The organism is Parabacteroides caecihominis (assembly GCF_023656785.1).
GTDB classification, from domain to species: Bacteria; Bacteroidota; Bacteroidia; order Bacteroidales; family Tannerellaceae; genus Parabacteroides; species Parabacteroides segnis.
This window is the reverse complement of sequence record NZ_JAMOKS010000003.1, coordinates 303,940-330,143: the sequence shown is the minus strand read 5'-3', so window position 1 is coordinate 330,143 and position 26,204 is coordinate 303,940. Positions and strand designations below refer to the sequence as shown.

The following is a 26,204-nucleotide window of genomic DNA, read 5'->3' as shown; positions in this document are numbered from 1 at the left end:
GTGTTGGACAGACCTCTGGTTTACCGGTTGTACCGCCAGGTGCACCGCCGGGTATCTAAGTCTGGATTGGATAAGTGCTGAAAGCATCTAAGTACGAAGCCAGCCTCAAGATAAGATCTCCCTGAGGGTCGTTGTAGACTACGACGTAGATAGGCTACAGGTGTAAGGGCAGTAATGTCGAAGCCGAGTAGTACTAATAGCCCGAGACTTTCTATTTCCGTAAGGAAGGATTGATATATCAGCAGGGTTAGTAGAGATACTAACAAAGCAAAAGTTACGTTAGAGTAACGTTGTCCAAGGTCAAACATCTTAAAGGTATTAAGGTGGTTATAGCGTTGGGGATCCACCTCTTCCCATTCCGAACAGAGAAGTTAAGCCCAACCACGTCGATGGTACTGCGTAAAAGTGGGAGAGTAGATAGCCGCCGTTTTAGAGTCACAGACTCCAAACAAATGAAAGGAATCAATCGTAAGGTTGGTTCCTTTTTGTGTTTATAGCTGATGACTCTGACTATCCATAAATACATTATTTGTATTTGGTTTATATTTGTTTTGTGGATTATGTAGCATTTGTCTGTGGAATAATTCTACGAACCCCATTTTTAATAAAGAAGTTATTCTATTTGGTTGTTTATTTATATGGTTAATATTTAGGGGTATAGCGTTTTTTAACAGATTGTATTGAACAATGGTACGATTATTTCATTCTTACAATATAGAGATAGAACAATAGAAAATTTAAATGTCATTTATAGATATTAGTAATGGTAGGAGAAAGATTAGTAAAAGGAGGTATCGTATTAGTCGCCCTTTTAATGTTGGCAACAGGATGTCGAAAAAAAGAAGAGCCGTTGCGTCCCCTTGTCATAGTTGACAAGCCTCAGAAAGAAGATGTGCAAATTTTTGGTGAATATGTAGGCCGTATTCGTGCCGCAAGTTATGTAGAGATACATGCACGCGTAGAAGGTTATCTGGAAAGGATGCTGTTTGTAGAAGGTAAACAGGTGAAACAAAATGAACCTTTGTTTATAATAAATTCAGCACTTTATAAGGCACGCGTAGAGAAAGCGAAAGCACAGTTAAAGAAGAACGAAGCTCAGGCGGCAAAAGCCAAAAGAGATGTAGAGCGTTTACAGCCGTTGTACGAACAGCATGCAGCCAGCCAGTTGGATCTTGATAACGCATTAGCTTCCCTGGATGATTCGGAAGCTAATATCGCAATGAGTAAAGCTGACCTGGACCAGGCACAACTGGAGCTGGGTTATACAACGGTCACTTCACCGATTGCCGGATATATCAGTGAGCGTTTTGTCGATGTCGGCGCCCTGGTTGGTCCCGGTGTCAACTCCAAATTAGCGGCCGTGGTAAAAAGTGATACGGTATTGGTCGACTTCAAAATGACCGCATTGGATTATCTGCGTGCCGAACGCCGTAACATTAAGTTCGGTGAGCAGGATACGACCCGTTCCTGGCAGCCGACTGTAACCGTGACACTAGCCGATAATTCCGAATATCCGGTCAAGGGTGTAGTCGACTTTGCTGATCCGATTGTAGATCCTCAAACAGGAACATTCGGTGTACGTGCAGAATTGGCTAATCCGAATCAGAAATTACTTCCCGGACAGTTTACCCGCGTAAAACTATTATTAGATGTACGTGAACGGGCAATCGTTGTTCCCCGAAAGGCTATTTCCATAGAACAAGGCGGTGTCTTCATCTATATTATCCGGCGTGATAATGTAGCGGAAAAGCGTTTTGTACAAACAGGACCTGAAATCGGAAATAACATTGTTATTGAACGCGGTCTGGGAGAAAATGAAGCAGTAGTTATCGAAGGCTATCATAAATTAGTTCCTGGTATGCTGGTGCGTCCGGTTCAGGCAGGGGATGACAAAGCCATCGAAGCATATAGAGAGGAGGCAGGAGAATGAAGCCGGGATTCTTTATAGACCGTCCCGTATTCTCGACCGTACTATCTTTATTGATCGTTATTGTCGGGGTTATAGGATTGATGATGTTACCGGTGGACCAGTATCCTCAGATCACGCCTCCGGTTGTGAAGATCAGTGCCTCTTATCCGGGAGCCAGTGCCTTGACGGTGTCGCAGGCTGTTGCAACACCGATCGAACAGGAACTGAATGGTACTCCGGGTATGATCTATATGCAGAGCAGCAGTACGAACTCCGGAGGTTTGACTATAACAGTCACTTTCGATGTATCTGCCGATGCTGACCTTGCAGCTGTGGAAATACAGAACCGTGTGAAGCTGGCTGAATCGCGCCTGCCTTCCGATGTTGTTCAGAATGGTATCACCGTGGAAAAACAATCGGCCAGCCAGTTGATGACGTTAAGCCTGAGTTCGGATGACCCGCGTTTTGATGAAATCTATCTGAGTAACTTCGCTACGATCAATGTGCTCGACGTGCTTCGCCGTATTCCGGGTGTGGGACGTGTCTCCAATATCGGTAGCCGTTACTATGGTATGCAGATATGGGTATATCCGGATCGCCTGGCAAATATGGGACTGACGGTAAAAGATATTCAGGCTGCCCTGAAAGAACAGAACAGTGAGTCCGCTGCCGGAGAATTGGGTAAACAGCCGGTTATCGACGTGGATATCACTTTGCCGATCACTGCCCGCGGACGTCTGTCTACGGTAAAAGAATTTGAAGATATCGTTGTCCGTGCCAATCCTGACGGATCGATTGTCCGTTTGCGCGATGTTGCGAGAATATCTTTGGAAGCCTCTTCCTATTCTACGGAAAGTGGAATAAACGGAAAGAATGCGGCTATCCTGGGTATTTATATGCTACCGGGTGCCAATGCTCTGGAAGTGGCAACCAATGTAAAAGAAGCTATGAAAGAGATCAGCCAGAACTTCCCGGAAGGACTGGAATATAAGTTTCCCTTTGATATGACTGAATATATATCACAGTCTATCCACGAAGTTTATAAAACCTTGTTTGAGGCTTTGTTCCTGGTTATACTGGTTGTATTCCTGTCATTACAGAACTGGCGTGCCGCTTTAATCCCGACTATCGCTGTTCCCATATCATTGATCGGGACATTCGGATTTATGCTTATCATGGGATTCTCCCTGAATATGCTGACCTTGCTCGGACTGATCCTGGCGATTGGTATTGTGGTCGACGATGCGATTGTCGTAGTGGAGAATGTGGAACGTATTATGCATGAAGAACGGCTTACAGCCCGCGAAGCCACCCATAAAGCGATGCGCGAATTATCGGGAGCTTTGATTGCAACATCGATGGTATTGGCAGCCGTATTCGTTCCGGTGAGTTTTCTGAGTGGAATTACCGGAGCATTATACCGTCAGTTCTCTATTACGATAGTGGTTTCCGTATTGTTGTCGACTGTCGTTGCTTTGACATTAAGTCCGGCGATGTGTGCCCTGATATTACGTCCGACTGTAGGGAAGAAAAACTTCGTCTTCCGCAAGATCAATATATGGCTGCATAAAGGAAATAATAAATATATCCATTTGCTGACCCGTGCGATCACTAATCCCAAAAGAATCCTGGCCGGATTCGGTATGGTACTTGTTTTTATCTTTGTACTGAACCGGATTATTCCTACCAGTTTTATCCCGGAAGAAGACCAGGGATTTTTTACGGTGGAATTAGTTATGCCCGAAGGTGCGACATTGGAGCGTACCCGTAAAGTAACCGACAGAGCGATAGAATTTCTGGAAAAACAACCGGCTGTCGCCTACGTCCAGAACGTGACAGGAAGCAGTACTCGTGTGGGAACTTCGCAAAGCCGCTCCACACTTACCGTTATTCTGAAACCCTGGGAAGAACGTAAGTCTTCCGGTATGGGTGTAGAAGATGTGATGGCTGTGGCCCGTAAAGAATTTGAATATTATCCGGAGATACTCGCTTATCTGAATCGTCCGCCGGTAATACCTGGTCTGGGAGAAAGCGGAGGTTTGGAAATGCAGTTGGAAGCCCGCGGTGAAGCCAGTTGGGAAAATCTGGTGAGTGCCACCGATACATTTATGCTATATGCGTCGAAAGCTCCCGAACTGACCGGTGTATCTTCCGCCCTGCAACCGGAGATTCCGCAACTATACTTTGACGTAGACCGTGACCGGGCAAAGTTCCTGGGTATTCCTCTGACGGATATCTTCTCGACGATGAAAGCCTATCTGGGCTCCGTCTACGTGAATGACTTCAATATGTTCAACCGTATATATAAGGTATATATCCAGGCAGAAGCCCCTTATCGCGCCACTCGTGATAATATTGGACTGTTCTTTGTCCGTGCACAAAACGGTTCGATGGTTCCGTTAACCGCTTTGGGTACGACGAACTATACGACCGGACCGGGTACGATCAAGAAGTTCAATATGTTCTCGACAGCTGCCATCAGTGCAGTGGCTGCCCCCGGCTATAGTTCCGGTGAAGCCATGGCTGCCATGCAACGGATTGCACGCGAACATCTACCCGATAATATAGGTTTGGAATGGAGCGGTCTGTCTTATCAGGAAAAGAAGGCCGGCGGACAGACAGGCATGGTGCTTGCACTCGTATTCCTTTTTGTGTTCTTGTTCCTGGCTGCACAGTATGAAAGTTGGATCGTTCCGATCGCTGTTATCTTATCTTTGCCGGTTGCCGCTTTGGGTGCTTATCTGGGAATTTGGGCTACCGGATTACATAACGATGTCTATTTCCAGATCGGGCTTGTCACGCTGATCGGATTGGCGGCGAAGAATGCGATCCTGATCGTCGAATTTGCCAAAGTACAGGTCGATACCGGAGTAGACGTTGTTCAGGCTGCTATCCATGCGGCGCGGATGCGTTTCCGTCCGATCCTGATGACCTCTTTGGCATTCGTTTTGGGTATGCTTCCGATGGTATTGGCTAGCGGGCCGGGATCAGCCTCACGCCATAGCATCGGTACAGGGGTGTTCTTTGGTATGTTGGTGGCCATTACGGTAGGTATTGTATTGGTACCGTTCTTCTTTGTTCTGATTTATAAGATTAAACGAACGCTGCGGATGGATCGTGCTGCGCGGATAATACCTAAAAAGAAGATGCTCTTTTTTATGGTTGCTGTGTCGGCTATTACCTTCTCTTTTTCTTCCTGTAAGTTAGGAGAGAAATATGCCCGTCCGGAGTTGAACCTTCCGGCTGAACTGGAGGCCGGTGCCGACAGTCTTTCCGTGGATAATATTCCCTGGGAAAGCCTGTATGCCGATACCACTTTGCAACGGCTTATTACGACTGCCCTGGAGAATAATAAAGATATGAAGATAGCAGCCGCCAAGATCAAGGAAATGATCGCAGCCAAACGTATCACATTTGCTGACCAGTTCCCGGAAATAGGTGCGCGCATTTACAGCCAGAAAGAACGGTTGAATTATGGAGGCGATAATCCTAAACCCGATCCAGAATACGGGGCGAAGCTGACTCTTTCGTGGGAGTTGGATTTGTGGGGTAACCTCCGTTGGGCAAACGAAGCCGGCGTTGCTGCCTACCTGCAATCGGTAGAGGCCCGCCGGGGATTACAGCTGACACTGGTTGCTGAAGTGGCGGCCGCTTATTATCAACTGTGTGCTCTCGACCGTCAGTTGGCTATAGTCCGCCAGACATTGGAAGCCCGTCGTGAAGGGGTTCGCCTGGCTAAACTCCGCTATGATGGTGGTCTGACTTCCGAGACTTCTTATAACCAGGCTTTGGTGGAGCTTGCCCGTACCGAGACGCTTGTCCCTTCGTTGGAGCGCCAGGTAAAGATCAAGGAAAATGACCTGTCCCTGTTGTTAGGCGAATATCCGGGATATATCCCCCGCGGCCTGTCTCTCGACCAGCAACATTTGCCGGATGCTTTGCCGGTAGGATTACCCTCGGCTCTGTTGGAACGCCGTCCGGATATGCGTCAGGCCGAGTTGAAGTTGCGCGAAGCGAATGCAAAAGTAGGAGTAGCCTATACCGATCTGTTTCCGAAGATCAGCCTGACCGGTAATTTCGGTCTCGAGAGTGAAGAGTTGGGCGACCTGTTGAAAAGTCCGGCATGGTTCCTGGCAGGGGATCTGCTTCAGCCTCTTTTCGCAATGGGGAAAAATAAGGCAAAGCTGAAAGCGTCCAAAGCCCGTTATGAGCAGGAGGTGTACAGTTACCAGAAGAGCGTGATCGGTGCTTTCAAGGAGGTGAACGATGCGATTGTTACGATCCATATGGCGAAGGATATCCGTCGCTCGCAGGAAAAACTGGAAGCAGCCTCGAGAAAATATTTAAAGTTGGCGGAATTGCAGTATATCAATGGTGTAACCAATTATATAGATGTATTGGATGCCCAGCGTGGTTATCTGGATGCCCAGATCAGTTTGAATAAGGCGGTACTGGATGAACTGCTGTCGGTGGTTTATCTGTATAAAGCGCTGGGAGGAGGATATACATCTGCCTCAGAAGAAATACAGTAGTTAAATAGAAATACTCTGATATATTTGCGTACCTATGGGCTATTTACTAAAGAGCCTATAGGTACTTTTTTCAGTAGGAAAAACGTTAACTGCTAACTTATTTCTATCTTTGTATTCCTAAAAACAATAAAGAGAGGAATTGCCATGCCATTAAATTTACAAAAGAATTTACCCGCTATCGAACTCCTTAAAAAGGAACACATCTTTGTGATGGATTCCTTGCGTGCATCATCCCAGGATATCCGTCCGCTGCGTGTGGTGGTACTGAACCTGATGCCGTTGAAGATCACGACAGAGACAGACCTGATCCGTCTGTTGAGTAATACCCCTTTGCAGGTGGAGCTGGACTTTATGAAGATAAAGGGCCATACCCCAAAGAATACTCCGATCGAACATATGCAGGAGTTTTATAAAGACTTCGACGATATAGAGAAAGATTATTACGATGGAATGATCATTACCGGTGCTCCGGTAGAACAGATGCCTTTTGAAGAAGTCAGTTACTGGGAAGAGGTGACGACGATCTTCGAATGGGCGCGTACGCATGTAACCTCTACGTTATATATCTGTTGGGCGGCGCAGGCGGGATTGTATCATTTCTATGGTGTGCCTAAATATGATTTGCCGGCAAAGATGTTCGGTGTTTTCCGGCATACGTTGCGTGAGCCTTATCTGCCGATATTCCGCGGGTTCGATGATGAGTTTTATGTGCCTCACAGCCGTCATACGGAAATACGCCGCGAAGATATCCGGAAGGTACCGGAATTGACGCTTCTTTCGGAGAGTGAGGAGTCGGGCGTTTATATGGCGATGTCGCGCGGCGGCCGTGAGTTTTATATTACAGGCCATTCCGAATATTCGCCTTATACGTTAAGCGATGAATATATCCGCGACCTGAATAAGGGCCTTCCTATTTCCGTTCCCCACAACTATTACCGCAACAACGACCCGGCCCAGGGCCCTGTAGTCCGTTGGCGCGGCCATGCGAACCTGTTGTTTACAAACTGGCTGAACTATTACGTTTACCAGGCAACTCCGTTCAATATTGAGGATATAAAGAATTTGGGGAGTTTGTAAATATCGCTACCGAAAGGAGCTGACGAAACGATTAAATAAAGAGTATATATGGCAAAGAAAATACCTTACGGATTGACGGATTATGTATTAGTAATGACTGATAATTATTACTATGTAGATAAAACCCAGTATATTGACCTGTTGGAGCAGACCGGACGTTTCCTGTTTCTGATCCGTCCGCGCCGTTTGGGGAAATCGTTGTTCCTGAATATGCTTAACTGCTATTACGATGTGAAATATGCCGACCGTTTTGAGGAACTGTTCGGTAATCAATACATCGGCAAGCATCCGACTGCTGAACAGGGTAAATACCTGGTTTTACGTTTTAATTTCAGCATGGTAAGGGCTACGGACGATAAACTGGAAGCTGCCTTCAACCGGCATATCAGTCTGGAAACAGCGTATTTTGCCAGCGTATATGCTTCTTATTTTAAACCTGATTTCCAGGAACAGCTAAAATTGATTCCGGAGGCTGCCGGACGTTTGGAATATATTTGCCTGTGTGCCAAAGAACAAGGACTGTCTATCTACTTGCTGATCGACGAATACGATAATTTTACCAATACGATATTATCCTCTAAAGGAAATGATGTGTATCATTCTTTGACGCACGATTCAGGTTTCTATAGTTCATTCTTTAATGTGGTAAAAGGTGTTACCACCGGAGCGGAAGCCCCTGTGAAACGAATGTTCATTACTGGTGTGTCGCCTGTTACACTGGATGACGTGACGAGTGGTTTCAATATCGGGACGAATATAACGACAAATGAACAGTTTAATTCGATGGTCGGTTTCAGCGAATCGGAACTGCATGAGATGTTATCTTATTACCAGTCGGAAGGCATGCTGGCCGATTCTATCGATGATATTGTCCGGATGATGAAACCCTGGTACGATAATTACTGTTTTGCCAAAGAATGTATCGGGCAAACAATGTATAATTCGGATATGGTGCTCTATTTCCTGAATAATTATTTGCAGAGGAAACGTCCGCCTTCCGAAATGGTCGACCGTAATATCCGGACGGATTACAGCAAATTGCGCTACTTTATCCGTATCGACAGGATGCAGGAAGAAGGTTGTTCGGTCATTACAAAGTTGATCGATACCGGCGAAGTGAACGGAAACGTGATAAAAGACAGTTTTCCAGCAGAGAACCTGGCCGATCCGGGTAACTTTACCTCACTGCTATACTATTTCGGTTTGCTGACTTACGACCGGATGGAATATGGCGAAACGATCATGAAAGTACCCAATCTGGCCGTCCGCGAACAGATTTACAGTTATCTGGTGGAAGCGATGAAAGAACGCGAGTCGGTTGTTTTCCCTTTTATGGACTTGTCCGACCGGATGCGTCGTATGGCTTATTTCGGGGAATGGGAAACTGCTTTGGACTTTTTTGCCTGTCAGGTTGATAAGAAAGCGGTTCTTCGTGATGCGATCTATCAGGAGTCGACTATTAAAACACTGATGGTTGCTTATATGGGGTTGACGGATTACTTTATTATCTGGCCTGAGTTTGAAGCGGGCCGTGGTTTCTCCGATCTTTACCTGATGCCCAACCTGGCAAACTATCCGGATATGCAATATTCCTATCTGGTAGAGTTGAAATTCCTGAAACGGGATGATACGACAACCGATGTGGAAGCCTTATTGCAGGAAGCCGAAAACCAATTGCGCCGTTACGCTGCTGACGAGAAGATACTCAGTAGCACCGGTAACACCCGCTTACGCCTGCTAGCCGCTGTTTACCGTGGCTGGCAACCGGAGGCAATGCGCGAATTTGTTTTGTGAGTTGTACTTTTTTGATAAATCTGAAATAACAATATGCCAATAAAACCCCGCCGCATAGAATTACTATCCCCGGCTAAAGATCTGAACTGTGGTATTGAAGCCATTAATCATGGGGCTGATGCCGTGTATATCGGTGCGCCGAAGTTTGGAGCCCGTGCTGCTGCCGGAAATACGTTGGAGGATATTCGTGCTCTTTGTGAATATGCTCATTTATATAATGCCCGTATCTATGTGGCGTTAAATACCATTCTGCGGGAAGAAGAATTGTCGGAAGCGGAGCAACTGATCCGGCAACTCTATCAGGCAGGAGCCGATGCTCTGATTGTACAGGACATGGGGATCACTCGCCTGAATCTGCCGCCTATCCCGCTGCATGCCAGCACACAAACGGATAACCGTACGCCTGAAAAGGTGAAGTTCCTGGAGGCAGCCGGTTTTACACAGGTGGTTCTGGCACGTGAATTGTCGTTGAATGAGATTCGCTGCATATCGGAACAGGTTTCTGTCCCGCTGGAGGTTTTCGTACATGGCGCATTATGTGTGAGTTACAGCGGGCAGTGCTATCTGAGTGCGGCTTTGAGCGGGCGGAGCGCTAACAGAGGAGAGTGTGCGCAATATTGCCGGTTGCCTTATTCGATGGTGGATGCGAATGGGACGGAGATCGTTCATAACAAACATTTGTTATCACTCAAGGATATGAACCGTTCCGACCAACTGGAAGCCCTGCTGGATGCGGGTGCTTCTTCTTTTAAAATAGAAGGGCGCTTGAAAGATGTCACTTATGTAAAGAATATAACGGCTTATTACCGGAAGAAACTGGATGCTATATTGACGCGCCGACCCGAATATATCCGTGCCTCAGCAGGAAAAAGTACCTATGAGTTTGAGCCTGTAGCCGAGAAAAGTTTCAACCGGGGATTTACTCCTTTCTTCCTGCATGAACGTACAAAAGATATAACAGCTTTCAATACTCCGAAATCATTGGGTGAACCTGTCGGAACCGTCAAGGAACTGAAAGGCAATTCGTTTACCATCGCCGGAGTGAAGCAACTGAATAATGGGGATGGCTTGGTATTCTTCAATAGCCGCGGTGAGTTGGAAGGATTTCGCGTCAACAGAGTAGAGGCGAACCGTGTCTTTCCGTTGGATATGCCGGATATAAAGCCCAAGACACTTTTGTATCGTAACTTTGACCAGGTTTTTGAAAAGCAGTTGGCGAAACCTTCTGCCGAACGTAAGCTGGCTGTAAAGATCGAATTCTTGGATAATCCTTTCGGTTTTACATTGGTTATGGAAGATGAAACGGGAGCACGTGTGATGCTGACTGAGCCGTTCGATAAGGAACTGGCACGCCGTGACCAGCAGGATAATATCCGTACACAACTTTCAAAATTGGGAAACACGCCGTTTGAAGCATCGGAAGTACATATAGGAATGGGTGAAAACTGGTTCGTCCCGTCGTCTCTCCTGGCAGATATGCGTCGCAAGGCCGTAGAGAAGTTGCAGTCAGACCGTATGATCCGTTACCAGCGTGAACTCTCGCGTAAGGTTGAACCTGCGAAAGAGGTTTCTTTCCCGGAACGCCAGTTGACTTATCTGGGGAATGTCTCTAACAGCCGGGCGGAAGCTTTTTATAAAGCACATGGGGTAGAGACGATTGCAGATGCTTTCGAATTAAAGCCGGAGAAAGATGTTCCGTTGATGTTTAGCAAGCATTGCCTACGGTATAGTATGGGATGGTGCCCAACTTACCAGAAAGAGAAATCACCTTATAAGGAACCTTATTATCTATTATATAAAGACACCCGGCTCCGCCTGCATTTCGATTGCAAGCGGTGCCGGATGTTGGTGTATGCAGAATAAATAAGCATATTTGGCTTATTCCCTCTATTTCAATAGAACCTTCTGTCCCGGCCTGCCGTCTATTGTCAGGATATAGACACCGGCAGCCAGCCCTTCGAAGCGATTATCGCCGGGCGAAAGGAGACGCGTGAGGATCAGACGACCGGAGATTTCGTTGAGATATAGGCGGGTGGCGTAGGGGACGGTAACCAGTAGTAGACCATCGGACGTCGTGATATGGAAGCCGGATGGGAGCGGCTCGTTGCCGGTAGCAATGTCCTTAATGATGCCGGTGATTTCGATGTCGGTATCTCTTAATACATTATGAATGATGTATTTGCCGTCTGAAATACGCGGGGGGATCATTTTGCCGTCGGCGGTTACTACCGGCTGAGAGTCTTTTTGGTATCCTTCGGCGAGCGTAAGGAAGAAACCGAAGCTATCCCAACTCTCTATCTCGTAACTGCCTGCTGCCGGATCGGTGGTGACACCCTCTATAGCAGGGAGAGTAACAGTATAATAGGTAGGAACAGGATAAACAGGAGGTGTAACAGGTATTGCACTAAATGTGGCTGTTACTGTTACATCTCCGGCTGGCATTATGATGGTGGTTTCCGTGAGAATGACCGAACCTTCTATCCAGCTATAAGATAAAGTGGACAATTGGTGATTTGTAGCAGGACTCACTGTTAATGTGACAGTTTCGCCTGCCTGTGCTGTTTCCTTGTCAGCTTTGATTGTACCGTTAGTAATTGACGGATCGATGGTGATTGTATAGACGGGGATGATGGTGAATGTCCAGTCTTCGTTTGTCATGTCGGTAACCTTGTTGTAGTTGTCACTCTCGGCAACATCGATTATGACGGTATAGGTACCAGCTTCTGTCGGTGCTTCTGATGTTATATTATCACTGGCATTTTCTTTATATTTAATTGTGATTTTATCGTTGTCGATAAGTGAAGTAGTTATGCTCGCTGCTTTTTTATTCCTATCATAAACCAGCTCTTCCGGGCTCGGTGCTTCAAATTGAAAATCAGTTACTGATAAATCTGTTTTGTTTACAGTTACGGGAAGTTCTTTTTTGAATACCTCATAATTACCCAGATCGTCCGGGGTAAATGTTGCAACAAATGAGTTTGGATTTGTAATAACATTACCTACGGATGTCTCCGGGGCATCCCATATCCAACCTTCGGGTAATATTACATCAGCCAGTGTCTGGCCATAGATGGCAGATAAGCCGGATGGTTCGGTATAATCGGTTGCTGTATCCCCTGTTGCTTTTGTTACACTAATCGTGATGTTTCGTGTTACTTCCTGTTTATCTTCTTGGTAACCTTCAATTTTTGTCCAGTTATAATTGTTATAATCTTTGACTGTATAAATGGCAGAATAACCGCTATTAGTCACTGTTGGAATATCTGTTTCTTTTTCCCATTTCCATCCTTCAGGCAAATCGATAGTAGATAATTGAACTCCGTAAGTAACGGAACCTGCAAGTTCTGGAGTAGCAAATTCAGTCTTGTCAGCTTTTGCAACCTCAAACGTTTTTGATACCGTTTTTTCCTCTTTCGTATATTTTATGGTATATGTTCCGGCATTTTTTACCTCTGTCGGCTCAATTGTAGACTTCCAGCCGTTTGCTTCTAACGGAACTGTTTCTCCGAGAATAGACATTGAAAGACTGATGGCTGAATTAGTTACCGTTGAAAGATCTTCTCCGGTATACTTCAGATCCTGTGGAACTGAAATCATATCTTCTGTTAGTGTTTCAACAATTTGTGTACCCTCATTATTCTCGATGAATGTCCCACTACCTTTGAAAGTCGAATTTTCCCTGATTTGCATTTCTCCATTGTTGGTTAGTGCGTGATTGGTTGTTAGTTGGGCATTTTGGGATATTACAAGAACTTCATCTTGTTGGATAGTCAGATCTTCATTTAAAGTATATTCTCCGTAAATGGTGCCGGTCTTTTTAGCGTCAACATCACCATCTTTCTCCCATACGAATGAATTGGTGATGGTTGGTTTTGATTCCTGTCCGTCATTTACATTGAAACATTTGTAGGTACTACTACTGCAATGTACGTCTATATAACTATTACTAACAGTAATTTTATTGCTTGCATTGTTAGTCTGTACAGTAATTCCGCCTAATTCAGAATCGTTAATGAGAAGTGTACTCCCGTCAACCGTTATTGTTCCGGCTTGATCATTTTCGGCTTTAACTACTACTGCATGATGAGGTGTTTTTTCTTTTATTGCTACCATGCTCTCGTTGGATATGGAAATATTTTCTCCGGCGAAAAGCCCGGCATACCCCGTCTTATTAATAGTTATGTCGCAGTTATTAATAGAAATATCTTTGGTGGCGTAAATTCCTGTATATCCGGCTTTATCCACAGTCACTTTGCTATTATTGGAAATTGTAATTTTGTTTGCGGAGATGGCATGGCTAGATCGTGCTGTTTCCCCGATCTCAATACTACTGTTTTCAATCGTAAGATCTCCATAATTCATTCTGATAGCGGCTTTCCCTGATTTAAGAACCTTTATGGTGCTATTTTTGATTGTAGAGGCTTTGTTAGCATCATTGCCATAAAAGGCCGTTTCACCACAATCTTCTATCGTAATTTTACTATCATTAATTTGCATTGATTTGTAACTGTGGATAGCGTTTTTATAGCTTAAGCCTTCTTTGGCGGTTATTGTCACATTACTAATATTTATATAGTCGCTTTCAATTAGATAGCCTGCATTGCTAGCATTGGTAGCATTTCCTTTTAATATTAGTGATCCATTGTTTTCGCCTGTTATATTAAGAGTATTATTGGTAAATAGTTGCCTTATGGAAGAATAAGGATAATTCTGTTCCGGAAAATTACCATTATGTGTAATTGTATTTTCTCCGATCAATTTAACTATCGCTTTATCCGGTAACGTAATAGCTGAATTATTATTATTATTTTCTATGGGTTCAATGAGTATGTTCAGTCCCTTTAAAGTAAGAGTCAAATTCTCTTTATCCCATTTATATCCATATTGATCCAGTTGATCAGTTGTTTCAGTATCTCTGAAGTCAAGTCGAGTAGTAAGTTGCTCTATTTCGCTCGATGCCATAACTGGTATAAGCAGGAAGGTAAAAAGTAAAATGAAAATTTTCTGCATAATGATTATCTATTATTGTTATATCTGTTTTAAATGAATTTAAGGGTTTGAGTAAGCAACAGGCTTTGCCCGTTCACGCAAAAGGTCTTTGCCTTACCGCGCAAAGGGTCTTTGCGTGATAAGGCAAAGGCGACCAGGCTATTCTATCTCAGGACGGTCTCCGCCTCCACCACTGTTACCCACTACAATAGTCGTACTTACGCTGCGGGGTTCTTTCAGTAGCTGTGCACTTTGACTGTATTGTGTGCATACTGTTAGTGTATATGTATCATCTGCTAGGTCGGCCGGTAGCAAGAGGGTAAGCTCTGACGGTTTGTTGATGCTTACTTCGTCATCTTCCAATTTTCTGACAACACCTTTACTATCAGTTAGAGTTACACCGACTGATTCGTTTGAACCGACTACTTTCAGGTGCGAGCCACGAACGAAGAAGTTACGTCCCGGAGTTGCTGTCCCGTCTTTCAAACCGGTTTTGCGATCTTCTACTTCGAGGATATACATTACGTTTGCTTTCGTACCGAGTATTTCTACTTTAGTTTTAGCAATCGCTTCGCGTAGCAATTTTTCCTGGATAAATGATACGTAGACTGAGTTCGTTTTCGGATCCCATTGTCCTTTATCAATCACTCCGACAAATTGTGCCACAGCACGGAAAAGGCCGGTGTTTACACTGTATCCGTTTAATATCAGGCGCATAACGACGCGAAGGAAGAGGGTAACAACGTGTACGATTGTTTCCATTCGAAGTCCCGTATCTTCCTCTTTCATCTCGTTATAAATTTGTTCAAGTCCGATGTTGCCGGATGATTCGAGCAAAAGGATTTTGTCGTCTTTGTTGTCTGTGGTAACCGTATTATTGGCTAACCAACCTTTTAATGTGTTTTGCATACTGTTAAATTTATGTTGTTAATAAGAAAATAATTGTATATAGTTGGGTAGAATATGAGTAGAAATTATCTCTTTATTTCCCTTTTTTAAGCTAAAAGTCAGCACCTTTCTAAAAAGATAGAGTATGATATTTAAATCCTTGAACTTCATTGCCAGTAATGTTTTAGTCTGTGTAGAACTAGAGACAAACTGGACGATAATCGTCTTATATACTTCGTGGATTATAATTAATTTCTTAGAATCAAGCTAAAACTTTTAGGATAAACGATATTTTTTAATATATCATGAATTAATTGAATATAAAGCTTTGGCTATGACGATTAATTTATATCTTTGTCACCAATAATAACGTAGTTCTACACAGACTAAGTTAGTTTTGCCTACTTATTAACCTTATCAGGATATCTAATAATAAAAGTATGATAAGGATTATTCCCACAGATGTATAAATACTTATCTTTGCTGTAAGTTTTTTATTAAATTCTAATCGAAATGAAACAACAACTATTCGCCTTTTTAGTCGTCTTGTTTACTTTGGTTTCTTGTGGCGATAAACCGCTGGCCCCTTCGAAACCCGTTTATGTGACAGTGAAAACGACTATGGGAGATGTTACTGTCCTGTTGTATGATGACACTCCTTTGCACCGTGATAACTTCATCCGGTTGTGCCAGTCGGGTGAATATGAGGGGATGCTATTTCACCGTATCATTAAAGATTTTGTAGTGCAAGGTGGTGATCCGACCAGCAAAGCTCATGAACCGGGTGTTTTGTATGGAGACGGTGATGGTGGTTATACCGTTCCGGCCGAGATACTTCCCAACCATTTCAATAAACGAGGTGCTCTGATCGATGCCAAGGAAAGTGATGATGTAAATCCTGAACGTGCATCGGCCGGAACCCAGTTTTGTTTCGTGCAGGGAAAGAAACATACTGATGCTGAACTGGATGAGAAAGAGGTACGGATCAACCAGATTCGCCGTAACTGGTTATATTATAAATTCCTGGATCAGTTGAAGAAAGAAGACCCGGCACTGGCTGCCGACTCTTTGGAAACGGAATTGACAAACCGTGCTTTGGTTATGGTGGAGGATACATTGGCTGACCTGGGCCCGTATGTTATTCCCGCCGAACACCGCGAAGTATATAAGACGGTTGGCGGAGTGCCCCATCTGGATAGTTCCGTGACGATCTTCGGAGAAGTGGTGGACGGTTTCGATATCGTAGAGAAAATGTCGCTGGTGAAAACAGATAAGAATGACCGGCCTATCCGGGATGTTATGATCAAATCGACGAAAGTATTTCAAAAGTAAATTCGCTTTTCCAAAACAAGATGGCTACCTGATGTTGTTCTATAGAAAGTAATCAAACAACATACAGTCATGAAGAAAATGGTTATCATAGGCGCGACCGGCTATGTCGGGTCCGCTATTCTGAAAGAAGCATTAGGCAGGGGGCATCAGGTAAAAGCCATCGTCAGAGATCCGTCGAAACTGACTTTAATCCATCCGCATCTGAAAGTAGTGGGAGGGAATGTGACCGATACGGACTTTTTATCCCGTGAACTGGCAAAATCGGATGCGGTGATCAGTGCTTTCAATCCGGGCTGGTCGAATCCCCATATTTATGAAGAGACACTGGAAGGCTATGGCTCTATCCTTTGTGCCGTTCGCAACTCCGGTGTGCATCGTTTCCTGATGGTTGGCGGAGCAGGCAGTTTGTTGGTGGCTCCCGGTCGTCAGCTGATGGATGAACCGGACGTTCCCAAGAAACTTTTACCGGGAATACGAGGGATGGCAAAGGTTTATACCGATTTGTTGTTGCCGGAAAAGTCGGTGGATTGGGTTTTCCTGAGTCCTGCGGCTAATATGGCACCGGGAGAGCGTACCGGAAAGTTCCGTCTGGGAAAAGATGAACTGATTGTCGATGAAAGTGGGGATAGCAACATCTCCGTAGAAGATTTCGCTGTTGCCATGATTGATGAACTGGAACAGGAAAAGCATCATCAGGAGCGGTTTACACTCGGGTACTAAGTGTCTTTGGCAAAAACAGTTGCAGGTATTCGAATAGTTCTTGCTTTACACTTATTATGCTTATCTTTGTCTGGTAGTAGAGATAAAGATAGATGTAAAAAGAGATAATTATGACAAAGATTAAAAACATTGTATTTGATTTAGGAGGAGTTTTTATAGACCTGGACCATGATCAGGCAGTTCGTCGCTTTAAAGAGATCGGAGTGGAGGATGCGGAACAGTTGCTGGATCCTTATGAGCAGAAAGGGATCTTTCTGGAAGTGGAAAACGGTACGATCAGTGCTGACGAGTTTTGCCAAAAGCTTCGGGAGCATACGGGGAAAGACCTGACGTATGAAGATATAAAATCCGGTTGGCTGGGATTTATCGCCGATACGCCTCAATATAAGCTTGATTATGTGTTGAAACTTCGCGAGCGCTACAATGTTTATCTGTTGAGCAATACCAATCCCATCATCCAGGAAGGGTGGGCAAGGACAAACGAGTTTACTTCGGCAGGTCGTCCGATCGGTGCCTATTTTGATAAAATGTACACCTCGTATGAAGTTGGCGTAACTAAGCCCGACCGGCGGATCTTTGACTATATGATCAAAGACAGCGGACTGATTCCGGCAGAGACGCTCTTTGTGGATGATGGTAAAAGCAATATTGAAGTAGGACGCACACAGGGCTTCATCACCTACCAACCCCAAAACGGGGAAGATTGGCGTGAAGCTATCGATGCACTGTTGAAATAAACCGGTTGGGGGTATTCAACGGAACCACTTTCCCATAACACTGTAAAGCCTGTCTATTTCTATGGGTTTGGCGATATGTTCGTTCATCCCGGCTTCCAGGCTTAGCCGTACGTCTTCGGCAAAAGCATTGGCCGACATGGCTACGATCGGTAAGTCCTTGATGTCTTGCCGGTCGAGAAGACGGATTTGCCGAGTGGCTTCAAGACCGTCCATGACAGGCATTTGTATATCCATGATTATGAAATCGTAATATCCTTCGGGGGAAGCGGAAACCTTGTTGACTGCTTCCAGTCCGTCGCTGGCTGTTTCAATTTCAGCACCGGTTTCCTGTAGCAACTCATAAGCGATCTCACGGTTCAGGTCGTTGTCTTCCACAACGAGTATCCGTTTGTCCGGAAAAGAGGAGACGATAGATGGTACGACAGTTGCCTGTTCTTCCTCTTTTTTGTTTGTGGCAAACTTTTTCATCAGGTGAAACAGTTTGGACTTCATGATAGGCTTACAGATGAAACCGTTGACTCCTGCTTTCAGGGCTTCGATTTCGTAGCCGGAATAGTCGTAAGCCGAAATGATGATAATAGGAATATCCGGTCCTACGCATTCCCGTATTTTGTAGGTTGTTTCAATGCCATTCATATTGGGCATCATCAAGTCTATGATGATTGCAAAATAATTGTTTCCTTCGTTTACTTTCTGTACCGCATCCTGACCGGAAAGAACCCATTCCGGTTTCATTCCTAATTCTTGCAGGTTTTCATAGGCTATTTCGCAGGATACATCATCATCATCCACAACTAATACCGGCAGGTCTATTAATAGATTGTTGTCGTATTCATCCATGCCTCCCAGTTTGACATGGAATCTCATGGTGAATTTGGAACCTTTTCCATACTCGCTTTCTACCAGGATATCCCCGTTCATCATCTGAGCGATATGACGACTGATCGCCATACCGAGTCCGGTCCCCTGGATATTGCGGATGGCTTTATCGTCCGACCGTTCGAACGGCTCGAATACTTTGCTTAAGAATTCAGGTTTCATTCCTATGCCATTGTCCGTGACGGCTATTTCAAATTGCCCATAACCGTTATAAACGGAAGGTTTCTCCTCGACTGAAATTTGTATTAGTCCTTTGTCCGGGGTATATTTGATTGCATTTGTCAGCATATTCAACAGTGCCTGTTGTATGCGTTGTACGTCACCGATCAGGCATTCGTGCTTTACTTTGCTGTGTATTACTAACTTTTGCTTTTTTGCTTCAAAGGCCGACTGCACCATGATGAATAAACTTTCCAGCAGTTCGTCGAGTTTGAATGTCTCTTCCGTCAGCATGATCTTACCGCTTTCGAGCTTCGACATATCTAATACTTCGTTTATCAGGTTGAGCAGGAGTTTGGAAGATATGGTTATCTTCTTCAGGCAGTCGGCTATGCGGTTCTGGTCGTTCATATGAAGGCCGGCTATTGCCGTCATACCCACGATTGCATTTATGGGAGTACGTACGTCATGGCTCATTCGTGACAGGAAGTCTGACTTGGCACGGTTGGCGGCTGTTGCGCTCTGTAGGGCTTCCTGCAACAATAGTTTCTGTTTTCTTTCTTCCTTGATTTCCGTTATGTCGGTCCTGGTCATCAGCCAGATGTTTTGTTCCCTGTCGAAGTAGCTGAACCGTATTTTCTTTTCACGGTTTTCACCGTTTTCTATCATGGTACCGTATAAAATATACTCTCCATGTTGTCGCAGTATCGGATCGACGTGGGCGATACTCATCTTCTCGGTCATTGTGTCGCAAAACTCCGGCTCCATATATTGTCGGTTGTACTCTGCAACTACCGCTTCATAGTTGCTGCTGGCTACCGGGGGAGGTGTTTCGCTTTCCGTACCGGAAGTGTACATGACATAACTGTTTTTAGAGGCTTCGATATAAATCACATAGTCGTATTCAGCTTTTACGGCTGTTTCAATGATTTGTGATTTCCTGAAATCATTAACATTGTGGCTGGAGAAGACAACCCTGTCGGGTATGCCTTCTTTGTTAGTCAAGATATCTATAAAGGCTTCGTGCCATTCAAAACCGAAATGGTCGTTACAGAAACGCATGTCGAATTTTTTGTGGAAACATCCTTCGGCTATCATTTTACGGAAGGCTTCAAGCGAAACCGTTTCGTCCCATAGAGTATGGTCAGGCGGATAGACATCATTCTTTATCGTGTTATTGAGAATGACGTAATCATGTTTCGTATTTTCCAACTCCGGAATCATGGAGTCTTTTTGTATTTCGACACTTCCATCTTCCAGATAGATAGTCCAGATAGTATCCATGAGATATTGGTAGTTAGCCAATGATTCATTTGATTTAAGCCTCTTATTCATGCAGTTTGTTTATTATCTTGCTTTGTGTTCGGTAATCAGGTCGCAGATTAGTTTGTACTGTACTTTCAGCTGATCAAACAGGTCTTGCATACCTTCAGTATCTCCGGTTCTGAGTTTTTCTGTCATCGGGATCAATATGTCCGATATATTTGTCAGGTCAAGCGTAGCCACCAGTCCTTTTAATGTATGGGCATATCTGAAAGCCAGGGAAATGTTATTCTCATTGAGGCTTCTTTCCATCAGGATGAAGTTTTCATCCATAGGGAATTTGGAAAGTATTCTTTCATAAAACTGTTCATTATCCATGAAACGGTTTAATGCACTGTCCAGGTTAACTCCGTACGCTTGTAACTTCTCTTTATATTCGCTTGTCATGTTTTTTATCACCATTTATATAACAAATCATCTGTCTGTTACGAAAGGAATCCCCAAAAGTAGATAAAAAATATGTATGGAGATGGAAAAAGCGTTATAATTCAATAGGAATGTATGTTTTTTTCTGCTAATTGACGAATCCAGTCCTCCGATGAGTCTGTTTTGATGTCTGATGTTGGTTTTGAAGCTCAGTCAACGTTTCATTGATAAGTTCCGGTTACATGCAGGGGGGCAAGAAAAATGCCGGAAGAAATCTCTGGAGAATCTTCCGGCATGCTTATTTAAAAAGACTTTTCTTTTATTGGATACCGCGTTCGCGTAGTTTTTCCTGCCATTTCCAGGCAGAAGCCAATGTATCGGACAACGTTTCTTTAGCAGTCCAGCCCAATACTTTGTTGGCACGTTCCGGGTTAGCCCAAACTTTTTCGATATCACCTTCGCGGCGGCCTACGATTTTGTGAGGAACTTTTACACCGGTAGCTTTTTCGAATGTATTGATCAGTTCCAACACTGTTACACCATTACCGGTTCCCAGGTTGAAATATTCAACATTCTCTTCTGTTTTACCACCCAGCATACGGTCCATAGCGATTACGTGTGCTTTTGCCAGGTCGACTACATTGATATAGTCGCGGATACAAGAGCCGTCAGGTGTATCATAGTCGTCACCGAATACGCTCAGTTCCTTGCGGATACCGATTGCAGTCTGTGTCAGATACGGGATCAGGTTCTGGGGAACGCCGTTAGGCAATTCGCCGATTTCTGCACTCGGGTGAGCACCGATCGGGTTGAAGTAACGCAGGATAATGCTCTTGAACGGAGCGTTTGCGTGAATAGTATCGCGGATGATCTCTTCGTTGATCTGTTTGGTGTTGCCATAAGGAGATGTTGCCGGTTTGATCGGGGCATCTTCTGTTACAGGCAGGTTTTCGGGATCAGGCTGTCCGTAAACGGTACAGGAAGAAGAGAATACGATTCCTTCGATATTAAATTCCGGCATCAATTCCAGCAGGTTTACCAGCGTAACAACATTGTTACGGTAGTACTTCAGTGGCTGCTGAACCGATTCGCCAACAGCTTTGCTTGCTGCGAAAAGGATGATACCATTGATACCCGGATGAGCCTTCAGTGCTTCGCGGGTTCCTTCTTTATCTTTTAAATCCAGTTTGATGAATTCAGGACGGATACCTGTGATCTTTTCAATGCCATCCAACACTTCAATATTGGAGTTTGACAGGTCGTCGATGATAACTACATCATAACCTGCATTCTGCAACTCAACTGTAGTGTGTGAGCCAATATATCCGGTTCCACCTGCTACTAAGATTTTCTTTTTCATGCTAGTCTCTATTTAGATTAATTATACGATTCCGGAGAATCCCATAAACGCCATTGCCAGCAAACCGGCTGTTATCAGCGCAATAGGGGTACCTTTCATACCTTCGGGAACACGTGTCAAAGCCAACTGTTCTCTTATCCCTGCAAAGATAACTAAAGCTAGCGCAAATCCAATAGCTGTTGATATTGCATATACAACAGATTCCAATAAATTATATTCTTTTTGTATTACGAGGATGGCGACACCCAGGATACAGCAGTTGGTGGTAATCAACGGAAGGAACACGCCAAGTGCCTGGTAAAGAGCCGGAGAAACCTTTTTCAGTATGATCTCGACCATCTGAACCAGTGCGGCGATGATCAGGATAAAGCTGATGGTCTGCATAAAGCCCAATCCGAACTTATCCAGGATATATTTCTGCACCAGGAAAGTAACGATGGTTGCGATCGTCAACACGAATGTTACTGCTGCACCCATACCGGCTGCCGTTTCCACCTTCTTCGATACGCCCAGGAACGGACAGATACCCAGGAACTGCGCCAACACTACGTTGTTGACGAATACGGCTGCGATAAATATTAGTATATATTCCATATCTTTCGTTTTTTAATATCAGGCTTTACGCAATTTATTAACAATAGCAATCAGGTAACCCAGCGCGATGAAGGCACCCGGAGCCAATACAAAGATCAGCGAACCATATTGTTCGGGCATCAGTGTCAGGCCGAACAGTTTACCTGTTCCCAACAGTTCACGGGTTGCTCCCAGCAAGGTAAGTGCCAGCGTAAAGCCGAGTCCCATACCTAATCCGTCGAATGCGGAAGGGATCACTCCGTTTTTAGCGGCAAATGCTTCCGCACGTCCCAACACGATACAGTTTACAACGATCAACGGGATGAACAATCCCAGGCTGGCGTAAAGAGCCGGAACGAATGCTTCCATACACATCTGCACGACGGTTACGAATGTAGCGATTACGACAATAAAGGCAGGAATACGTACCATGTCGGGGATCAGGTTCTTCAAGGCTGAAATAACCATATTGGAACAGATCAGAACGAACATGGTGGCCAGTCCCATACTCATACCGTTCAGTGCTGAAGAAGTTGTTCCCAGAGTTGGACACATACCCAGCAACAAGACAAATGTCGGGTTCTCTTTGATGATACCGTTCATCAATACTTTCATATTACTCATTGTCGTTTCCTCCCTCGTTAGTGTTAGCGGTTGTTGCACCGGTTACTCCGTCAGTTCCGGCGAATGCGCTGTAAGCACGGTTCACCGCATCCAGAAATGCACGGCTGGTGATGGTTGCTGCTGTGATAGCATCCACGTCGCCACCGTCTTTAGTTACTTTTAATGGTCCGGCGGAGAGGCTGCGGCCCAGCACGCTTTGTTTATTCTTGTCCGTACTGAACCATTCCTGCATCTTAGCTCCCAAGCCGGGAGTTTCCGCATGTTGTAATACGGAATAATTCAATAACTTGCCTTCCTTATCGAATCCGACGATTACTTTGATCTCGCCGCTGAATCCTTTCTTTGTATTACTTTCGACAGCTGCACCTACGAACTCTCCGCCTTTGGAAGCCGGATAGATTTTCAGGGAATCGCCGTCGGCCGTAACTGCCATATAAGCATCCTCCGATGGTTTGTTATCGAATTCAGGAGTTACAGCTTTGATAGCAGCTTCCAGCGCTGCAGCTTTAGAGGCTGCTATCGGGCCGGTGGTGTACATATTTACTCCGGCTAATATCGCTCCCGCAACCAAACAGATGATGGTAAGCGACAAGAGCATATTGGGTAATGTTGATTTTAGTTTTGCCATGCTTATTTCCCTCCAAAATGTTTAGGTTTGATATAACTGTTGATCAGCGGGGTAAATGCATTCATAATAAGAATAGCAAACGACATACCTTCCGGATAAGAACCAAACAGACGGATAACGGTGGTCAGAATACCGATACCGACACCGTAAACCAGCATACCGTTCTTACTCATGGGCGAAGTCACATAGTCGGTTGCCATAAAGATGGCTCCCAGCATCAGACCTCCCGACAGCAGGTGAACGAACGGACTTGCGTATTGTACCGGATTAACCAGGTGCATAATACCAGTGAATACAAATACGGTCAGCAGGATAGAAACCGGAATCTGCCAGGTAATAATCTTTTTCCATAACATAAAGACAAGTCCCAGCAACAATGCCAGTGCACTTACTTCACCGAGGCTACCGCCCATTTTACCTAACAACATATCTACCAGGGTAGGCAACTTGTCGAGTGCCCCTTCGTTCATCAGTGATAAAACAGTTGCACCGGTGGTTGCGTCGGTGTAGGCTGTCAGCTGTCCGACTTCCGGCCACGTCGTCATCTGTGCCGGGAAAGAGATCAGCAGGAATACACGTCCGACCAATGCCGGGTTAAAGATATTGTTACCCAGTCCGCCGAACGACATCTTACCGATACCGATAGCCGCCAGTGCACCGATCAGGATGATCCATACAGGCAGGTTCGACGGCAGGTTGAATGCCAGCAGCACACCGGTCAGGATAGCCGAACCGTCACATACGGTCGGTTCCTTTTTCATCAGGAACTTCTGGATCAGATATTCAAAGAGGACACAGGCTACGACCGATGTTGCAGTAACGATCAGTGCACCCAGTCCGAAGTAGTAGAGGGATACCAGGAAAGCCGGAACAAGGGCAATCAGTACACCATACATATTTTTGCTTATGCTATCGCCGCCGTGGATATGGGGCGAAGGAGATACTATTAAATTATTTTCCATATTGCTCTGTTTTTATGACTTTCGTGCCCGTATGATACCCATTACCTTTCCTTTACCCGAACGGATATAATCCAGCAACGGACGGTTGGCCGGGCAGGTATAACTACAAGAACCGCACTCGATACAGTCGGTGATATAATTCTTCTCGGCCAAATCCCATTCTGCAAATTCTGTTGCATTCATCAGCAGGGTAGGGTTGAGGCCCATCGGACAAACGCTGACACATTTGGCACAGCGGATACAGTCGCGCATCGGTTTGCGGACAGACTCTTCTTTCGTTAGGAGCAATACGCCTGAACTACCTTTCGTTACCGGTACTTCCGGAGTAATCAGGGCTTTTCCCATCATCGGGCCGCCACCGATTATCTTTCCTGTATTTTCAGGAACGCCACCGGCTGCTTCAATCAGTGCACTGATTGGTGTACCCATACGGACCAGGAAGTTGGAAGGATTGGCTACCGCTTTACCTGTCACGGTAACGACGCGTTCAAACAAAGGTTTGTTTTTCATTACCGCTTCATACACTGCAAAAGCAGTTCCTACATTTTGTACTACAGCTCCGGCGGAAATAGGCAGTGCACCGCTCTTTACCTGACGGCGAATCACAGCGTCGATTAATTGCTTTTCACCTCCTTGCGGATATTGTACTTTCAGCGGCATAATCTCGATACCTTTATAGGCTGTAGCTAGTTTACTCAGATGAGCGATGGCATCGGGCTTGTTGTTTTCGATACCGATCACAGCTTTTGTTACATTTACAGCTTTCATCAACAGCGTAACGCCGACCAGGATCTGCTCTGCCTTCTCCATCATCAACGAATGGTCGGAAGTCAGATACGGCTCACATTCTACAGCGTTGATAATGATGATCTCGGCTTTGCTTCCGGGAGGTGGCATCAGTTTGACCTGTGTGGGGAATGTCGCACCACCCAGACCGACGATACCGGCTGCGGCGATCTTGTCTACGATTTCTTTGGAAGGAAGCGGACACTCTTTCACGAGCGTTTCGCTGCGGTCGATCGACTCTTCCCATTCGTCACCTTCCACATCAATATAGATAGCGGGACGTTTGTATCCGCTTGCGTCGAGAGCGTTATCTATCTTGTTTACTTTACCGGATACCGACGAGTGGATATTCGCCGATACAAAACCTCCGGCTTTGGCGAGAAGTGTACCTACTTTAACCGTATCACCCTTCTTTACCACAGCCTGGGCAGGAGCCCCGATATGCTGGCTCAGCGGTATAATAACCTGCTTGGGTATAGCCAGTCCGGTGATTTTCTTCCCGGCAGACAATTTATTTTCGGGTGGATGTATACCTCCGATTCGAAATGTCCTTAGCATACTATTAG

Annotated in this window: 18 protein-coding genes and 2 rRNA genes; 10 read left to right on the top strand and 10 right to left on the bottom strand. The window is 45.0% G+C overall.

Annotated elements, in window-relative coordinates; translation table 11 throughout:
* From NBH14_RS03925 to NBH14_RS03890, 7 genes are all read left to right on the top strand, one after another.
* A 23S ribosomal RNA gene (locus NBH14_RS03925) occupies positions 1-217 on the top strand; the annotation flags it as partial.
* A gap of 102 nt (positions 218-319) precedes the next feature.
* Positions 320-430 (top strand): 5S ribosomal RNA (rrf, locus tag NBH14_RS03920).
* Positions 431-763: 333 nt separating this feature from the next.
* Positions 764-1,930, top strand: a complete 1,167-nt coding sequence (locus NBH14_RS03915; RefSeq protein ID WP_186958721.1) for an efflux RND transporter periplasmic adaptor subunit — start codon at positions 764-766, stop codon at positions 1,928-1,930.
* Positions 1,927-6,441: a multidrug efflux RND transporter permease subunit gene (locus NBH14_RS03910; protein WP_186958722.1), complete on the top strand. Its 4,515-nt coding sequence runs from the start codon at positions 1,927-1,929 to the stop codon at positions 6,439-6,441. Before NBH14_RS03915 ends, NBH14_RS03910 begins: the two co-directional genes overlap by 4 nt.
* A 144-nt stretch (positions 6,442-6,585) precedes the next feature.
* Complete coding sequence (gene metA / locus NBH14_RS03900) at positions 6,586-7,518, top strand: homoserine O-acetyltransferase MetA (RefSeq protein ID WP_186958723.1); 933 nt, start codon at positions 6,586-6,588, stop codon at positions 7,516-7,518.
* Positions 7,519-7,566: 48 nt separating this feature from the next.
* Positions 7,567-9,312: a PD-(D/E)XK nuclease domain-containing ATP-binding protein gene (locus NBH14_RS03895; protein WP_186958724.1), complete on the top strand. Its 1,746-nt coding sequence runs from the start codon at positions 7,567-7,569 to the stop codon at positions 9,310-9,312.
* A gap of 33 nt (positions 9,313-9,345) precedes the next feature.
* Positions 9,346-11,175, top strand: coding sequence for a peptidase U32 family protein (locus NBH14_RS03890; protein ID WP_186958725.1), 1,830 nt, complete (start codon positions 9,346-9,348; stop codon positions 11,173-11,175).
* 24 nt (positions 11,176-11,199) lie between these two features.
* Here NBH14_RS03890 and NBH14_RS03885 read toward each other — a convergent pair whose 3' ends face one another.
* Both NBH14_RS03885 and NBH14_RS03880 read right to left on the bottom strand, forming a co-directional pair.
* Positions 11,200-14,322: an InlB B-repeat-containing protein gene (locus NBH14_RS03885; protein WP_186958726.1), complete on the bottom strand. Its 3,123-nt coding sequence runs from the start codon at positions 14,320-14,322 to the stop codon at positions 11,200-11,202.
* Between the two features lie 138 nt (positions 14,323-14,460).
* The gene (locus NBH14_RS03880; protein ID WP_186958727.1) at positions 14,461-15,210 is read right to left on the bottom strand and encodes a DNA-binding domain-containing protein; all 750 of its coding nucleotides are present in this window, start codon (positions 15,208-15,210) and stop codon (positions 14,461-14,463) included.
* Positions 15,211-15,702: 492 nt separating this feature from the next.
* Between NBH14_RS03880 and NBH14_RS03875 the strand changes: the two genes are divergently transcribed.
* From NBH14_RS03875 to NBH14_RS03865, 3 genes are all read left to right on the top strand, one after another.
* Positions 15,703-16,521 (top strand): peptidylprolyl isomerase, encoded by an 819-nt coding sequence (locus NBH14_RS03875; protein WP_186958728.1) that lies wholly within the window; start codon positions 15,703-15,705, stop codon positions 16,519-16,521.
* A 69-nt stretch (positions 16,522-16,590) separates the two neighbouring features.
* Complete coding sequence (locus NBH14_RS03870) at positions 16,591-17,241, top strand: NAD(P)-dependent oxidoreductase (RefSeq protein WP_186958729.1); 651 nt, start codon at positions 16,591-16,593, stop codon at positions 17,239-17,241.
* 110 nt (positions 17,242-17,351) lie between these two features.
* Positions 17,352-17,978, top strand: coding sequence for an HAD family hydrolase (locus NBH14_RS03865; RefSeq protein ID WP_186958730.1), 627 nt, complete (start codon positions 17,352-17,354; stop codon positions 17,976-17,978).
* Positions 17,979-17,993: 15 nt separating this feature from the next.
* Here the strand turns inward: NBH14_RS03865 and NBH14_RS03860 are convergent, their stop codons facing one another.
* From NBH14_RS03860 to rsxC, 8 genes are all read right to left on the bottom strand, one after another.
* Positions 17,994-20,351 (bottom strand): hybrid sensor histidine kinase/response regulator, encoded by a 2,358-nt coding sequence (locus NBH14_RS03860; protein ID WP_186958731.1) that lies wholly within the window; start codon positions 20,349-20,351, stop codon positions 17,994-17,996.
* 12 nt (positions 20,352-20,363) lie between these two features.
* Positions 20,364-20,726, bottom strand: a complete 363-nt coding sequence (locus NBH14_RS03855) for an Hpt domain-containing protein (protein WP_128135254.1) — start codon at positions 20,724-20,726, stop codon at positions 20,364-20,366.
* 298 nt (positions 20,727-21,024) lie between these two features.
* Positions 21,025-22,065, bottom strand: coding sequence for a UDP-glucose 4-epimerase GalE (gene galE / locus NBH14_RS03850; RefSeq protein ID WP_007657598.1), 1,041 nt, complete (start codon positions 22,063-22,065; stop codon positions 21,025-21,027).
* Positions 22,066-22,086: 21 nt separating this feature from the next.
* On the bottom strand, positions 22,087-22,659 hold the full coding sequence (rsxA, locus tag NBH14_RS03845; RefSeq protein ID WP_007657600.1) for an electron transport complex subunit RsxA: 573 nt from the start codon (positions 22,657-22,659) through the stop codon (positions 22,087-22,089).
* Between the two features lie 18 nt (positions 22,660-22,677).
* On the bottom strand, positions 22,678-23,262 hold the full coding sequence (locus NBH14_RS03840; protein ID WP_028728844.1) for an RnfABCDGE type electron transport complex subunit E: 585 nt from the start codon (positions 23,260-23,262) through the stop codon (positions 22,678-22,680).
* On the bottom strand, positions 23,255-23,890 hold the full coding sequence (locus NBH14_RS03835; RefSeq protein ID WP_128135253.1) for an RnfABCDGE type electron transport complex subunit G: 636 nt from the start codon (positions 23,888-23,890) through the stop codon (positions 23,255-23,257). The genes NBH14_RS03840 and NBH14_RS03835 overlap by 8 nt, the downstream gene beginning before the upstream one ends.
* 2 nt (positions 23,891-23,892) lie before the next feature.
* Entirely contained in the window at positions 23,893-24,852 is a 960-nt protein-coding gene (locus NBH14_RS03830; protein ID WP_128135252.1) for an RnfABCDGE type electron transport complex subunit D, read from the bottom strand.
* 12 nt (positions 24,853-24,864) lie between these two features.
* A complete protein-coding gene (gene rsxC, locus NBH14_RS03825; RefSeq protein WP_186958732.1) occupies positions 24,865-26,196 on the bottom strand; it encodes an electron transport complex subunit RsxC in 1,332 nt (443 codons plus the stop codon).
* Positions 26,197-26,204: the final 8 nt, after the last annotated feature.

Coding starts and splice junctions, on each gene's coding strand:
- NBH14_RS03855 (WP_128135254.1), bottom strand. CDS start 20,726: ATGACAAGCGAATATAAAGAGAAGTTACAAGCGTACGGAGTTAACCTG.
- NBH14_RS03830 (WP_128135252.1), bottom strand. CDS start 24,852: ATGGAAAATAATTTAATAGTATCTCCTTCGCCCCATATCCACGGCGGC.
- NBH14_RS03880 (WP_186958727.1), bottom strand. CDS start 15,210: ATGCAAAACACATTAAAAGGTTGGTTAGCCAATAATACGGTTACCACA.
- rsxA (WP_007657600.1), bottom strand. CDS start 22,659: ATGGAATATATACTAATATTTATCGCAGCCGTATTCGTCAACAACGTA.
- NBH14_RS03835 (WP_128135253.1), bottom strand. CDS start 23,890: ATGGCAAAACTAAAATCAACATTACCCAATATGCTCTTGTCGCTTACC.
- NBH14_RS03865 (WP_186958730.1), top strand. CDS start 17,352: ATGACAAAGATTAAAAACATTGTATTTGATTTAGGAGGAGTTTTTATA.
- NBH14_RS03840 (WP_028728844.1), bottom strand. CDS start 23,262: ATGAGTAATATGAAAGTATTGATGAACGGTATCATCAAAGAGAACCCG.
- NBH14_RS03860 (WP_186958731.1), bottom strand. CDS start 20,351: ATGAATAAGAGGCTTAAATCAAATGAATCATTGGCTAACTACCAATAT.
- metA (WP_186958723.1), top strand. CDS start 6,586: ATGCCATTAAATTTACAAAAGAATTTACCCGCTATCGAACTCCTTAAA.
- NBH14_RS03875 (WP_186958728.1), top strand. CDS start 15,703: ATGAAACAACAACTATTCGCCTTTTTAGTCGTCTTGTTTACTTTGGTT.
- NBH14_RS03885 (WP_186958726.1), bottom strand. CDS start 14,322: ATGCAGAAAATTTTCATTTTACTTTTTACCTTCCTGCTTATACCAGTT.
- NBH14_RS03910 (WP_186958722.1), top strand. CDS start 1,927: ATGAAGCCGGGATTCTTTATAGACCGTCCCGTATTCTCGACCGTACTA.
- NBH14_RS03870 (WP_186958729.1), top strand. CDS start 16,591: ATGAAGAAAATGGTTATCATAGGCGCGACCGGCTATGTCGGGTCCGCT.
- NBH14_RS03895 (WP_186958724.1), top strand. CDS start 7,567: ATGGCAAAGAAAATACCTTACGGATTGACGGATTATGTATTAGTAATG.
- NBH14_RS03915 (WP_186958721.1), top strand. CDS start 764: ATGGTAGGAGAAAGATTAGTAAAAGGAGGTATCGTATTAGTCGCCCTT.
- rsxC (WP_186958732.1), bottom strand. CDS start 26,196: ATGCTAAGGACATTTCGAATCGGAGGTATACATCCACCCGAAAATAAA.
- galE (WP_007657598.1), bottom strand. CDS start 22,065: ATGAAAAAGAAAATCTTAGTAGCAGGTGGAACCGGATATATTGGCTCA.
- NBH14_RS03890 (WP_186958725.1), top strand. CDS start 9,346: ATGCCAATAAAACCCCGCCGCATAGAATTACTATCCCCGGCTAAAGAT.